This window comes from Acidisoma sp. L85 (assembly GCF_009765865.1).
Lineage (GTDB): Bacteria > Pseudomonadota > Alphaproteobacteria > Acetobacterales > Acetobacteraceae > Acidisoma.
In genome coordinates this window covers 233,760-246,335 of record NZ_LMUQ01000039.1, presented here as the reverse complement: position 1 = coordinate 246,335, position 12,576 = coordinate 233,760, and the positions used below count along the sequence as shown (strand labels likewise).

Here is a 12,576-nt window from a genome sequence, read left to right as displayed (position 1 = left end):
GCAGCGCTTGGGCGAGGGTTCGTTCGCCAAATTAAATCGCTGTCTGCGCGCACTCAACCCATTCTCGCGATCGCATCCGCCACCAGCCCGAAGATATCCGCCGGAATCGTGTGTCCCACCTGCACATCGAATAATTTCTTCGCCAGCACCGCGTCCTCCTGCATCGGAATGCCAAATCGAATCGCCTGGTCGCGCAGTTTGCGGCCAGCCGTTCCTTTTCCGGAACAGACGACGACCGGCACCGGCGTCTCGCCGGCGACGTAACGAAAGCCGCCCAGGATAACGCGGCCGCTGTCGGTCAGAATCAGGGTCGCGCGGTCGACACCGGTCTGCGGGGCATTCGCGTCTTCCTTCATAATCTTCTTTTGTTCCTGCTTCATCTCAGGGTTGCCGTCAATATTCTTGCGTTCTTCCTTCATCTCCTGAAGGCTCATCTTCTGATCGCGCAGGAACAGCCACCGCTGCATCAGGATGTCCGCCACGCCGACGATCATGAAGACCAGAACGGTGCAAAGCAGCATCTCCGTGGCCATCCTGCCGAAGACCTCCAGCACCGCCTTCAATCCAAGGAAGGGTGAAAGCGCGAGCGCGCCGACCCCCTGCCACAACACGATTCCGATGATGCAGCCGAGGCAGGCGAGCTTGAGGATCGACTTCAGTAATTCGACAAGGGCCTTGAGCGCGAAAAGATTCTTGAAACCGGTGACAGGATTGAGCTTGGTCAGCTCTGGCATGATTGGATCGATCGCAAAGACGAGGCCGGGCGTCGCGATCACCGTCGATAGGATCGAGGCGGCCGTGGCGATACCGAAAAGCGGAAAGCTGGCGCGCATCAGGACCTCGAAGCTCGTTGTCGCCACACGCCAGGCGGTAGGTGTGAAATCCCCGGCCGCGAGCGCACCAGCCTGATCGAACATCACAATGCTGACAGAGAGGATCGTGCCAGATTGGCTGATGAGATATCCGGCGCTAGCTGCCATCACCAGGGCGGTCGTGAAGTCGGTGCTATGCGGAACCTCGCCTTTCTCCCGCGCATCCTCGAGCTTCTTCTTCGATGCTGGGAGGGGCTTGTCCTCGTCGCCGCCGCCCGACATGGCTCAGCCCGCGACGAAGCTACGCAGATATTGCGTCATATGCATCAGCGGTGCCAATGCCTCGCGGAAAGAGGTCAGCATCAGCGACAGTGAGAGCGGCATTCCCAAAACGAAGATGATGCCTTTCATGGCCATGGAAAGGTCAAAGACATTGAGCTGAGGCGCGATCCGGCTAACCAAAGCGAGGCCTAATTCGCCAAGCACCATCGCGCCGAGCAGTGGGCCCGCCAGCGTGAATCCCGCCGACAGCACATGGTCGAAGAGCGCGACGAACATCGCCATGCTGTGTGGAGCGAAGACCGGTGTCAGTTGGCTCGCCGGCCAGATCTGGTAGCTCGTGAGGAAGCCGGCGATGAGATGATCCATACCGCCCGCTTGGAAGAAAATCAGGCAAAGAACGAGGATGAAGAGCGTCGCCGTGATCCCAGCGGGCGACGCATTGCCGGGGTCCTGCACCACGGCGCTCTGTGACGCGCGCTGCTGATCGATCAACTCGCCCATCGTCTCCACGATCCAGAATGGCACCGCGATCGCTATGCCGAGCGCGAGCCCGACGGCCCCCTCCTTCACGATGAGCAACATCAGTTGCAGCCCCTGCAGATGGAGCAGTGCCACATCCTCCAGCATGACCGGTTGTACCGGCAGCGCGATCGCGATCGAAAGCGCGGTCTTCTGCAGCCCCGTCAAGCCGAGCCGCGTGATCGGCGGCAGCACGAGGATCATTAGCCGCACGCGGGCGAAGCAGAGAGAAAAACCCGCGACGATATCCAGCGCCTGACGGGGAAGTGCCGATAGGGTATCGATCTGCGGGACGGCAATCATCGCACATCGTTCAGCGCGATCTGATCAAGAATCACGCTCATATCCTGAACAAGACTGCCCGATAACAGCGGTCCCAGCGCCACCACTACGACCAGGATCGCCACCAGCTTGAGTGCCTGCGGCAGCGTCTGATCCTGAATCTGCGTCACTGCCTGAAGCAGCCCGACGATCAAGCCAACCGCTGTCGCGACCCCGAGCGGTGGCGCAGAGAGGTAGAGGACCAGCATCAGCGTGCGGCTGAGATGGTCGATAATGAGCGCGTTCACCTCAATGGACCGCGTAGCTCAGGATCAGACTGTGCAACAAGCGTGTCCAACCACCGACAAGGATGAAAAGCAGGATCTTGAATGGCGTGGAAATCACCATCGGCGAAACCATCGCCATGCCCATGGCCATCAGGATGTTCGAGACGATGAGGTCCACCGCGATGAACGGCAGGTAGAGCAGGAAGCCGATCTGAAAGCCGCGCGTGATTTCGGCCGAGATATAGGCCGGAATCACGATGAGCATGTCATCGGTTGTGGCCCCCGTGTTGAAATCCGGCGGCCAGACCCTTCGCGCGGCCGCCAGCAGGAAACGCCGCTCATCGATAGGGGCGTAACGCTCCAGCGAAGCGCGCAGTGGGTCAATGACGGCGCTCACGACGGCCTGCAGTCCTTCCGCGCTCTTGAAGGTCATATCGGGAGCCATCAACCGTCCGTAGATCTCGCTGACAAGCGGGGCAGAGACATAGATCGTCAGGATGAGCGACAACACGTAGATGATCATGTTCGACGGAACCGACTGCGTGCCGAGCGCGTTGCGCACCAGCATGAGAACGATCGAGAGCTTGAGGAAAGCCGTCAGCGACACGACCGCGATGGGCAGCAGCGACATCACAAGAATGCCGAGCAGCATCGGGTAGAACGACGTCGTGACCATACTGGTCATGCCGCCCATGTTCGTCAGGTCACCCATGCCGGCCTATCCACACGACCTGAACACCCAGCGCGCCGCTGACCTCCACGATCCGCCCCCGACCGATCCGCCGGCCATTCGCGACGATGTCGAGCGGCTGATCCGGTCCCCGCGCGAGTTCGAACACATAGCCCGGACCCATGGATTCCAGATCCTGCAGCGGCACCATGACTTTGCCGAGCTCGAAAGTCAGCCGTACAGGAAGATCGTCCAGACCGAGACCCTCTTCCTCGTCCGGTGGATGATCGCCTGACGTCACAGCCAACTCCTCCAAGTCATCAGATTGGGGCTTGCGGTCCGAGATCACCCGCAACTCCCCCTCGTCCCAGCGGGCGCGCCAAAACGGCCGCTCGTTGACGAGAACGCAGATTTCCTCGCTGGGCTGTCCCTCGACCAGAACGACGTCCCCCGGCTCGAGCGCGCGCACAGAGGCTAGCGGCAAGTCGACGACGAAGGCGCGCAAGGTCACGGGAATTGGGAGATCCGGTAGCCTCTCTCTTTGATGTGCTAGTGGTGCAATCGCCGTAGCCAACCGCGCGGCCGCGTCGGAGCGCAAATCCAGGCGCAGCACTCCCGAGGCACCGTGCCAGCTACAGGCAAGCGTCACCGGCAGCCACTCTCGCGGGGTGACGCGCCGCGGCGGGGCCAGGCAAATAGAGAGCTCCTCATGCCGCTGTTCGAGCTGCAGAAGAGTGGGCTCCAGCGCGAGTTCAAGCAGCATCGCGACAAGCTCGGGGTCGTCATCAATGGCCGCCGCTCCGCCGATGCTTTGGAGGAGACCGCGCACCAGCGTTGACGGAGCCCTTAGCGTTCCAGGCGCCCCACCGATTGAGAGCGCGAAGGTAACCGGCATCTCCGGTTCCTCGAAAGAACCGCCTAGGCTGAGGCTCCATTCCACTCCCGTCGCAATATGGCGCCGCCACGACAGTTCGCGCGCCAGCCCCGCGCCCTCGGGCGAGAGGATCGGCGCACGCCATTGCCGCACCCGGTGAAACTCCGCATTCATTGGCCTGTCGTTTAGAACCGGAAGGTTGAAAGTTTCGACAACTCAGTCCGCGTCATTGTCGCCGTTCCGCTCGGCTTGATTGCTAGCGAGGCGAAGAGTTTCTAGCAGACTTTTTGTAGCCTCGAGTCGGCGCAAGGTTGTGCGTTCAGTCGTGCGAGCCTTCACTGTCGTCTCTGCCGCCTTTGTATTTCGGATTCCCGCCGCCGTTGCGAGGCGAGTGAGTTTCGATTGTTCGTTACGAAGCTGCGTGTGTTTCAAGATTGTATTCTGGATGCTTGTGCTTCCTGTAACGACGAACTCATCCAGCTTGTCCTTGTGAGTTTTCACGGCGGTTTCCGCAGATCTCCAAGCGCTGTGAGCTTCAGTCTCAGCGTTACGCGCATCGCTGTGGGCGGTGGCCGCGCTCCGCGCGCGCGCATCCTTAATCCGCATCAGCTGCTTGAAAGTGTTATCCGACATTAGCGAACCCCGGCATGGCGCCTATTGCTTGGGGGGGTGTGGCTGGCGGCTGGCGATGGGCGAGCGCTTTCAACTGATCGAGCATTTCCACGAACGGCGTCACATCCGTGCCAAGCTCGCGCGTGAAGCTCCGGATGGCATCGATCTTCGCGATCGCCTCATCCGCGACTGCGTCACTACCCGCCTTGTATTCCCCGACGCGCACCAGCAGTTCGATGTCATCGTAGCGCGAGAGAAGCCGGCGGATATGCGACGCCGCCTCCCGGTGCTCCGCGCTCACGACTTGGTTCATGACACGGGAGCGGCTCGCGAGAACGTCGATCGCCGGATAATGATTCGACTCCGCCAGTTTCGGCGAAAGAATGATATGTCCGTCGAGGATCGACTTAACTTCCTCGGCGATCGGATCGGACGAGAGCTCGCCCTCCGCGAGGATAGTATAGAAGGCCGTGATCGTGCCCTTGCGCGTCGAGGCGGCGCGCTCGAGCAAGGCGGGCAAAGCGGCGAAGACGGAAGGCGGAAAACCTCGGCGTGTCGGCGGTTCACCAGTCGCGAGGCCAATCTCGCGCCACGCACGCGCGAGCCGTGTGAGGCTATCGACCATCAGCACCACCCGCTTGCCGCTGTCGCGAAACCACTCGGCGATCGCCGTCGCGACCTGCGCAGCTTTCACACGCTCCAGCGCCGGACGGTCCGATGTCGCGGCGACGATAATCGAGCGTTTGCGCGCGATCGGGCCGAGCGTGTGATCGAGGAATTCGCCAACTTCGCGCCCACGTTCACCGACGAGCGCCACGACAAAGACATCCGCCTCGGCACTCTGCGCGATCCGCGCGATCAGACTCGACTTACCGGCACCGGCGGGACCGAATATGCCTATGCGCTGTCCTTCGGCACAGGTCAGCAATCCGTCGATGACGCGCGTTCCGAGAAATAGGGAGCGTGCCACCGGGGGCCGGTCCAATGGCGGCGGCGGACTCCCGTCGATCGGAATCACGGCTTCGGGGGTTGGGCGGTCGTTTGGCCGGTCGAGGATTCGGCCAAGGCCATCCAGCACACGTCCGAGGTAGGCGTCGCCGACCGCGACGCTGAGACGGTGGCCGAGCGGTTGTACCTCGGCGCGCGAAGAGAGACCCGAGACCAGCCCGAGCGGCGTCAGGAATGCGCGCCCTTGAGACAATCCGACGACTTCAGCCTCGATCGCCGTGCCGCTCGAATCGCGGAGCATGCAGAGTTCGCCGATTCGGACATTTGTAACATGAGCCTCGATCATGCTGCCCGTGATCCGCTCGATCCTGCCGCTTTGGCGCCGTGGCTGGCACTCCGCGATGGCTCGCCGCAGCTTCGGCAGTAGCGCGGCGAGTGCAGGGCGCTGACCACGTTCCTTAGCGGGTGACGGCACCAGATCAACCACGGGCCGCGGCCTCCCGAAGCGCGGCGCGAAGGGCCGCGAGTTGCTCTGATAGCGTGGCCCGAATGTAGCCGGTGGGTGTTTCGATAATGCAGCCATCCGCCGGCAAAGCGGGATCCGCGACGACGTCAGCGGTCTCGCCCAAATCCTTGACGTGTTGGCGTGTCTCCTCAACCGCGAGCGGCGTGACCTTCACAATGATGCGGTGCCGGTCTGTGAGATCGCGCAACGCCAGGCCTGCGGCGCGGGCTACCGCTTCACGGACATCGAGACTGCCCACAACCCGCGCCACACCCTCCGCGATGGCGATGGCGAGTTCATCCGCGAGGCCATTTAGTGAACGCTGGGCGGCGATCGCGACGGTCGCGAGGCGCCTGCTGGCATCGGCCTTCGCCTCCAGCAGCGTGTCCTGCATGATGCGCCGCCGCTCTTCCTCCAAAGACTGATCGGTCTCCGCGCGTCGCTGCGCGATGGTGGCATTGGCGGAGACGACCGCAGCCTCGGCGCCGCGCAGGTGTTCGACCTCCGCGGAGCGCAGAACACGCCCAAGCGGCCTCTGGCGGGCCGTGGTCACGAGGGGCCGGCCAATGCGGGGCGGAGCAGGACTCCGCCGCGCCAAAGGGCATGAATGATTGCGAGCGCGCGCGCTTGTTGCTCGGGTTCTTCGAAGGGAGGTTGCGTGCTATGCCATTTCAAGCGGATGCGGCCGGCTGCCCAGTCCGGGAGTGTGTCGAGCCAGGTCACCAGTGCTCGCGCGCCGTCGAATTCGATGCAGACCGCCAGATCTCGCCCATCGGCGGAGGCCGGCGCGGAGAAAACCAGGTAGGTGAGCGCTACGCGGCGCCCCTGTGGCCCGATGCGGCTGGCAAGCCCGGCAATCTCCGCCGCCGTGACGAGCAAGCGTAGCCGCTGGCCGTTGAGCACGGCGCCGATCGCGATGGCGAAGGCATGCAAGGCTTCGGAAGAAGAGCCGAGGATATCGCGCGCGCAGCCGTCCAGGCCGTCCAACTCGCCATGGCCCAGCCGAGACTCCAGGAATTCGGCGGCGCGATCGACGAGTCTCGGCGATGAAAGAAGGCGCTCCGCCACGGTGGGATCGAGACCGCGCAATAGCGCCGCGGCTGATCTGTGATCGATGCCCGCCCTTAGGTTATTCAGCGCCGGGGCCGCATGCATCATCTTGTTCATCGGCGGGCCCGGATCAAACTGCCGAACCGTGGCGCGCTGGTGCCGTGCAATTTCCAAAAGAGCCAGCCGCAGAGAGACAGAAGTGCCACGATCAGGCCGATCGCGCTGGCGAGAATGATCCGCAAAGATAGTGCATCTGCGCCGTACACCCAGATACCAGCGACGTTCTCGGGCGCTTGTGTCGAGGAGACTGTCTCGTCGGGCAGGATGGCAGGCACCAGAACGACGGAGACATGGTCATAGGACAGTCCCTCGACGCTGTTCGCGACCATCATCTTGATCTTGGGCACGAGGTCGGCGACTTTCAGTCCGGTACCATAACGAAGCAGCACGGCGGCGGATGCCGGAACCGGGGTCGCTCTCAAAGGATCGTCGTCGGGCGGCACAATATGCACGCGAGCGGAGAGCACACCGTCGATCTCGGAAATGGTGCGCGATAGTTCCTCACCTTCCGCATAGACCAGCCGTATCCGCTCCTCGGCAGGCGAGGAGACCAGCGAGTTGGCCTTGAAGACGTCGGGAATCGAATCGTAGTGCTGGCGCGGCAGACCATGAGCGCGGAGGAGATCCACCGCGTCGACGAAACGGCTTTCAGCAACCGAGACGGTGACGGTGCCGCTCTTTTGATCATAGGCGGAGGATGCAGGAATGCCGCTACGCAGCAGCAAAGCAAGTTCCTCGTTCGCGGCTTCTTCAGATAGGCCGCGGTTCAATGCTGTTGTGCAGCCCGCGAGCAGCAGCGGCAATCCGACCAGCAGGAGCGCGGACCGCTTCACTGTTGCGAGACTAGCTTGGAGACACTCTGTGCAACATTGCTGACAAGGGTGGTTTGCATCTGGTCCAGCAATGTTTGCTGTGCGCTGCCAAAACCTGCGTTGATGATATCCTTGAGAAACTTCTTGCTCGATGCTCGCGAGCGGCTTTCGCCCACTAGCTCGCTCGCTCCGATCACGTTCGAGTCGTCCTCGGTGCCGTCCGCCGACAGGATGGGCGCGTCCGCACGGTTGAATGGCGTCATGATGCTGCTCATCTCCTCGTCGCGCTTGGAGCTGAGCGAGCTCAGTTTTCCAAGGATGTCGCCGCCCATTGAAGAGGAGTCGTCGAGGCTGCTGCCATCATCGGGGTTGTCACCATCGTCCGTCTCCAGGCTTTTTTGCGCATTCGCCAAGGTATTGGCAAAACCGTCCGTATGGTTGCTGAGGTCGTCGCCGCCACCATCCGACGGCATTGGGGGAAGGAGCATGGTGAGCGGGGCCGGGAGCGGAGCAACGTTTGCGGACATGAGCGCTCCTCCAAAAAATGCCGCGACGCAGTAAGCCGATCGCCCGGGCGCCAGTCGAGCGGCGCCATGACATTTGCGAACGATCGGCTGGAGAGGTGCATGGATACCGTCGCCAGTGGCATCGCGAAAGCCCATCCACCCCTCAGGTCATTACGGCTTCTAGCCGCGAAATCATTTATTATGCGTTAGTAGCGCCTGCCTGGAGTACCTCCCCTGCGGGAAGGCGTGCGAGACACGCGCTAACCGGCGCTTAACTCGTAATCTGTAATATGGAAGGCCGAATAACCCGCTGGAGAACCCGATCAGCCGTGCGCTCGCTTTGGTCCCTCTATGCGGTTTTGGCGGTGACGCTGCAGATGATGCCCGGCCTCGCGGCGTCCCCCGCATTTGCTTCCTCGCTCCCGAATGGCGACCGTGTCTTCCTCTACGCGGTCATCGACCAGAAGCTATCGGATGTGCTCGCGGCGCTTGGCGACCAAATCGGCGTTAACGTCAATATCAGTGCTGGTGTGAAGGGGCACATACGCGGCCGCCTTGACCCGGCACCGGCGAGGGTCATGCTCGATCGGCTCGCCACCATCTATCAGCTCGATTGGTATTTCTATGGTGGCACGCTTTTCGTTTCCAGCACGGACGAGGCGACGTCGGTGATGCTGCGGTTGCCGCAGGCCTCGGACGATGCCTTCTTCGATACCATCAAACAATTGCAGATTGAGGATCCTCGCTGGCCGCTGACGGTTTCCGCGACGGCCGAGGTCGTGGCCGTCAACGGGCCGCCGCAATATATCAAGCTCGTCGAACAGGCGCTCACGGCGGTGTCTCATATACCACCGGCGCCGGAGGCCAATGCGCGGGTTTTCCGCGGCGCGACCGATAACTAGCACTGCCTTTACGGAAACTACACGGCGAACAGCGCAACCTGCCTGCGGTCATTTCATTGCGGATGAAACCAAAAAGCCGGCGGGATTAGCCCGAGCATCAGCAAGGACTAGACGCATTGAACCGAGAGCCAATTTATTGCCGCTATAAGATCAATTCGCGAGCGTTCATCGGATGGTTCGGCGTGTTTCTTCTCATGCTGGGCGTTGCCGTCTGTTCCTCGGCCGCGCGCGCGCAGTCGAGCGGAGAGCTTGAGGTGCATGTCGGCGAGGGCCGCATGATCCAGCTTGGCGAGGACGCGGCGAATGTCATGGTTGCAAATTCGGGCATCGCGGATGTGCAGACGGTGACGAACCGGGTCTTCTATCTGTATGGACGCCGGCCGGGTGCGACCACATTGACGGCGACCAATGCGAAGAACGGCGTAGCGGCACAGCTTCGTATCCGCGTCACGCGCAGCGGGCGCGACGCGGAAGCGGCATTGCCGGCGGACGCTTCCTCGGTTTCGGTCCAGTTCATGAATAACCGTCTGGTGCTGGGCGGTTCGGTGGCGGGTCTGGGTGCCGCTGTCGATGCCAACGCGGCCGCGCAAGCCTTCGGCGTGCAAGGCAGCTCGCCGCTCGACAGAACCGAACTCGCCGGGGCGCAACAAGTGACGCTCCGGGTGCGCATCGCCGAGGTGCAGCGCTCTTCGCTGAACCAGTTGGGTCTCAGCCTGGATGTGCTCGCTAAGCCAGGCAGCTTCGCTTTCGGCTTGATGACAAGCGGTCTGCTTGGCATCGCGGCAAGTGCCGTTTCATCGGACGGCGGCACAAGTTCGGCGAGCGGAAGTTCTAACAATTTTGCCAATGCCGGGGTGGGTGTCAGCACGAGTAGCGTGAATGCGGCCTCGCTTCTCAACGCCTTGGAATCGGAGGGCCTCATGACCTCGCTAGCCGAGCCGAACCTCACCACGATCTCGGGCGAGACAGCGACATTCATGGCCGGAGGCGAAGTGCCCATTCCGGTGCCGCAAGGTTTCGGTCAGACGACAATTCAGTACAAGGACTATGGTGTTCAGCTCTCCTTCACGCCGATACTCCTGCCTGGTGATCGTATCGCGATGAAGGTGAAGCCACAGGTCAGCGAGATCAGCAACGGCACCTCCTACACGATCGCGGGCAACTCGGTGCCGTCCTTCTTGACCAGAAGCGCCGAGACCAATGTGGAGATGGCGAGTGGACAGACGCTTGCGATCGCCGGACTCTTTCAGCGCGTCGATCAGCAGTCCCTGTCGAAGTTCCCGTTCCTCGGGGATATTCCGATCCTGGGCGCTCTCTTCCGCTCCAGCAGCTACCAGCATGACGAAACGGAACTCGTCATTCTTGTAACCCCCTATATTTCGCAGCCGGTTTCCGACCCGAATGCTTTTCCCCTTCCGACGGACCGCCCTCCGCAACCCGGGGTGACGGTCGATGCGGGGTTCGCGATCCAATGAACACGCTCATTCAGTGGCCCGCTCGCCCCGGCACTTTGCCTCCTGAGTGGAAAGCTATGTCTCGCGGTCGGAGACGTCGGTTGTGGACAATTGTCTGCGCCGTCTCACTTGGCACGCTGTCCGCCTGTGAACCGGTACCCGCTCCGCTCACCGCCTACGGATATCAAGGGCCGGCGCCCCGCGAGACGATGTTGTTGGCTTTTACGCCCGGTGGAAACGAGCCGGTTTCGGCGGATGCGCAGCGCTTACGAAGCCTTCGCGCGACGCTGGATCCTCGGATTCAGGCGGTGCTGATCGAAGCGCCCGGACCCGCCGCCTTGCCGCGTGCCAATCGGGTCGCCCGGCTCTCTCGCCATCCGATTCTGCTGCGCATGGTGCGATCCGTGGCGACGGATGCGGCCTGGCTTCTGCTGCCGCCCTCGGCTGGCATCACCGCCGATGCTTGTGCCACGGCGGCCGGTGCGTTGCCTGGCGGTTTCCTGCCCGAAAGCGACCTCGGGCGCCTCAGCCAACTCATGCCGCCCGGCTGTAGTACCGCCGCAGCGATCGCGGCGCAGGTCACACAGCCCACTGACCTGCTGATGGGCCGTGATCTGCCGCCCGGCGCATCAACGCCTTATGCCGACCTGATCGAAAGCTACGACAACCGAAACAAAGGCAATGGCGGTGCTGGTGGTGGCGGTGCTGGCGGCGGCGGCGGCGGCGGCGGCGAGCTTGGCGGCGGCGCGGGCGGCGGAACCGCCGCGGCTACCGGGGCCGCGGTAGCCGCGGGCGAGGCGGCCACTCCGGCCACGGCGGCTGGAACTGAAGTGCCTGCGCCGACACCAGACAATGCCCCCGCCGCGCTCTTCGCCCCGCTGACAAACAACTAGCGACGGGCGAAGTTCCACCTTTCGCCACCGGTCACAGCCTTGGCGTCTGGCCGTCCTGGGCAGATCACCACGCATCACGCGGCACCCATGGCTGGCGATCACGGCCGTCAATCGCCCGCTCAGGGCGCTTGCGCCTCCCGCATAGGTACGGCAGCCGCCGATCATCTGTCAGGTCGGGATGGCGGCGAGGGCATGGCCGGATTCTCGCCGCCAAGGCTTCGGCCCGCCCTGATCCGCATGGTAGGGAGGCGGCATGAACATCCTCTCCATCCAGTCATGGGTCTCCTATGGCCATGTCGGCAATGCCGCGGCCGTCTTTCCGATGCAGCGCCTTGGCCATGAGGTTTGGGCCGTCAATACGGTCCAGTTCTCCAACCACACGGGTTACGGTTCCTGGCGCGGCACAGTCTTCCCGCCTCAACTCATCCGCGACCTGGTTGCTGGGATCGAGGAGCGTGGGGTCCTGCCTCGCTGTGATGCGCTGCTCTCCGGCTACCTCGGTGATCCCGAGGTAGCCGAGGCGGTGCTGGAAGCCTGGGAGCGTCTCCGCGCGGCCAATCCCGCGGCGATCTACTGTGCCGACCCGGTGATCGGAGATGAAGGAACCGGCGTCTATGTTCGCCCAGGCGTCGCCGAACTCATACGCGACCGTATTCTGCCGGCGGCGGATATCCTCACGCCCAACCTCTTCGAGCTCAGACACCTTACCGGCCTGTCCTGCGTCACCCTCGCGGGGGTCCAGGAGGCGGTTCGCGCGGTCCAGGCGCGGGGGCCGCGTATCGTGCTCGTGACCAGCCTCAGGACGGAGGAGACGCCGGACGAGGCGCTCGACATGCTCGTGGCGGAGGGCGGCGCGTTTCACTGGCTACGCATGCCGCTATTGCCGATCTCGGTGAACGGAGCGGGGGATGCCGTCGCGGCGCTCTTTCTGGTTCATTGGCTGGGGGGGCGTTCGGCGGCGGCGGCGCTGAGTGCCGCAGGCTCAGCGATCTTCGGCATATTGAGCCAGACGCTCGCGCTCGGTCAGCGGGAGATCGCCCTGGTCGCGGCGCAGCAGGAGATCGCCTCGCCCAGCCGGGTGTTCGAACCGATCGCCTGCTAGGCGGGCGCGCGTCCGGGATGGCGTGCG

At 63.0% G+C, this 12,576-nt stretch carries 15 protein-coding genes; 4 read left to right on the top strand and 11 right to left on the bottom strand.

The window, feature by feature from the left end:
- Positions 1–53: 53 nt before the first annotated feature.
- Genes GSQ83_RS11415 through GSQ83_RS11365 form a run of 11 tightly spaced genes read right to left on the bottom strand, consistent with a single transcriptional unit; the run spans position 54 to position 8,219 of the window.
- On the bottom strand, positions 54–1,094 hold the full coding sequence (locus tag GSQ83_RS11415) for an EscU/YscU/HrcU family type III secretion system export apparatus switch protein (RefSeq protein WP_158802999.1): 1,041 nt from the start codon (positions 1,092–1,094) through the stop codon (positions 54–56).
- Between the two features lie 3 nt (positions 1,095–1,097).
- The gene (gene sctT / locus GSQ83_RS11410) at positions 1,098–1,916 is read right to left on the bottom strand and encodes a type III secretion system export apparatus subunit SctT (RefSeq protein ID WP_158802998.1); all 819 of its coding nucleotides are present in this window, start codon (positions 1,914–1,916) and stop codon (positions 1,098–1,100) included.
- Positions 1,913–2,182, bottom strand: a complete 270-nt coding sequence (locus tag GSQ83_RS11405) for an EscS/YscS/HrcS family type III secretion system export apparatus protein (RefSeq protein WP_254065626.1) — start codon at positions 2,180–2,182, stop codon at positions 1,913–1,915. Before GSQ83_RS11405 ends, sctT begins: the two co-directional genes overlap by 4 nt.
- 1 nt (position 2,183) lies before the next feature.
- Positions 2,184–2,873 carry a type III secretion system export apparatus subunit SctR gene (sctR, locus tag GSQ83_RS11400; RefSeq protein ID WP_216850052.1) on the bottom strand — a complete coding sequence of 230 codons (690 nt, stop codon included), beginning with the start codon at positions 2,871–2,873 and terminating at the stop codon, positions 2,184–2,186.
- Positions 2,866–3,879, bottom strand: coding sequence for a type III secretion system cytoplasmic ring protein SctQ (gene sctQ, locus GSQ83_RS11395; RefSeq protein WP_158802997.1), 1,014 nt, complete (start codon positions 3,877–3,879; stop codon positions 2,866–2,868). The genes sctR and sctQ overlap by 8 nt, the downstream gene beginning before the upstream one ends.
- 42 nt (positions 3,880–3,921) lie before the next feature.
- Positions 3,922–4,338 (bottom strand): hypothetical protein, encoded by a 417-nt coding sequence (locus GSQ83_RS11390; RefSeq protein WP_158802996.1) that lies wholly within the window; start codon positions 4,336–4,338, stop codon positions 3,922–3,924.
- Entirely contained in the window at positions 4,328–5,752 is a 1,425-nt protein-coding gene (locus GSQ83_RS11385; RefSeq protein WP_254065625.1) for a FliI/YscN family ATPase, read from the bottom strand. The genes GSQ83_RS11390 and GSQ83_RS11385 overlap by 11 nt, the downstream gene beginning before the upstream one ends.
- Complete coding sequence (locus GSQ83_RS11380) at positions 5,745–6,323, bottom strand: FliH/SctL family protein (RefSeq protein ID WP_158802994.1); 579 nt, start codon at positions 6,321–6,323, stop codon at positions 5,745–5,747. The genes GSQ83_RS11385 and GSQ83_RS11380 overlap by 8 nt, the downstream gene beginning before the upstream one ends.
- Positions 6,320–6,937 carry a hypothetical protein gene (locus GSQ83_RS11375; protein WP_158802993.1) on the bottom strand — a complete coding sequence of 206 codons (618 nt, stop codon included), beginning with the start codon at positions 6,935–6,937 and terminating at the stop codon, positions 6,320–6,322. The genes GSQ83_RS11380 and GSQ83_RS11375 overlap by 4 nt, the downstream gene beginning before the upstream one ends.
- Complete coding sequence (gene sctJ, locus GSQ83_RS11370) at positions 6,934–7,713, bottom strand: type III secretion system inner membrane ring lipoprotein SctJ (RefSeq protein ID WP_158802992.1); 780 nt, start codon at positions 7,711–7,713, stop codon at positions 6,934–6,936. The genes GSQ83_RS11375 and sctJ overlap by 4 nt, the downstream gene beginning before the upstream one ends.
- Positions 7,710–8,219 (bottom strand): hypothetical protein, encoded by a 510-nt coding sequence (locus tag GSQ83_RS11365; RefSeq protein ID WP_158802991.1) that lies wholly within the window; start codon positions 8,217–8,219, stop codon positions 7,710–7,712. The genes sctJ and GSQ83_RS11365 overlap by 4 nt, the downstream gene beginning before the upstream one ends.
- 308 nt (positions 8,220–8,527) lie before the next feature.
- Between GSQ83_RS11365 and GSQ83_RS11360 the strand changes: the two genes are divergently transcribed.
- The 4 genes from GSQ83_RS11360 to pdxY all read left to right on the top strand — a co-directional run bounded on the left by GSQ83_RS11360 (position 8,528) and on the right by pdxY (position 12,549).
- Positions 8,528–9,100, top strand: a complete 573-nt coding sequence (locus GSQ83_RS11360; protein WP_158802990.1) for a hypothetical protein — start codon at positions 8,528–8,530, stop codon at positions 9,098–9,100.
- A 182-nt stretch (positions 9,101–9,282) separates the two neighbouring features.
- Complete coding sequence (locus GSQ83_RS11355) at positions 9,283–10,575, top strand: type II and III secretion system protein family protein (protein WP_159013380.1); 1,293 nt, start codon at positions 9,283–9,285, stop codon at positions 10,573–10,575.
- An 80-nt stretch (positions 10,576–10,655) separates the two neighbouring features.
- Positions 10,656–11,447: a hypothetical protein gene (locus GSQ83_RS29860; protein ID WP_216850051.1), complete on the top strand. Its 792-nt coding sequence runs from the start codon at positions 10,656–10,658 to the stop codon at positions 11,445–11,447.
- Between the two features lie 253 nt (positions 11,448–11,700).
- On the top strand, positions 11,701–12,549 hold the full coding sequence (gene pdxY / locus GSQ83_RS11345; RefSeq protein ID WP_158802988.1) for a pyridoxal kinase PdxY: 849 nt from the start codon (positions 11,701–11,703) through the stop codon (positions 12,547–12,549).
- Positions 12,550–12,576: the final 27 nt, after the last annotated feature.

Bases quoted from the DNA above. Each gene is read 5' to 3' on its own strand.
- GSQ83_RS11415 (WP_158802999.1), bottom strand. From the start codon at position 1,094: ATGTCGGGCGGCGGCGACGAGGACAAGCCCCTCCCAGCATCGAAGAAG.
- sctT (WP_158802998.1), bottom strand. From the start codon at position 1,916: ATGATTGCCGTCCCGCAGATCGATACCCTATCGGCACTTCCCCGTCAG.
- sctR (WP_216850052.1), bottom strand. From the start codon at position 2,873: ATGGGTGACCTGACGAACATGGGCGGCATGACCAGTATGGTCACGACG.
- sctQ (WP_158802997.1), bottom strand. From the start codon at position 3,879: ATGAATGCGGAGTTTCACCGGGTGCGGCAATGGCGTGCGCCGATCCTC.
- GSQ83_RS11390 (WP_158802996.1), bottom strand. From the start codon at position 4,338: ATGTCGGATAACACTTTCAAGCAGCTGATGCGGATTAAGGATGCGCGC.
- GSQ83_RS11375 (WP_158802993.1), bottom strand. From the start codon at position 6,937: ATGAACAAGATGATGCATGCGGCCCCGGCGCTGAATAACCTAAGGGCG.
- GSQ83_RS11365 (WP_158802991.1), bottom strand. From the start codon at position 8,219: ATGTCCGCAAACGTTGCTCCGCTCCCGGCCCCGCTCACCATGCTCCTT.
- pdxY (WP_158802988.1), top strand. From the start codon at position 11,701: ATGAACATCCTCTCCATCCAGTCATGGGTCTCCTATGGCCATGTCGGC.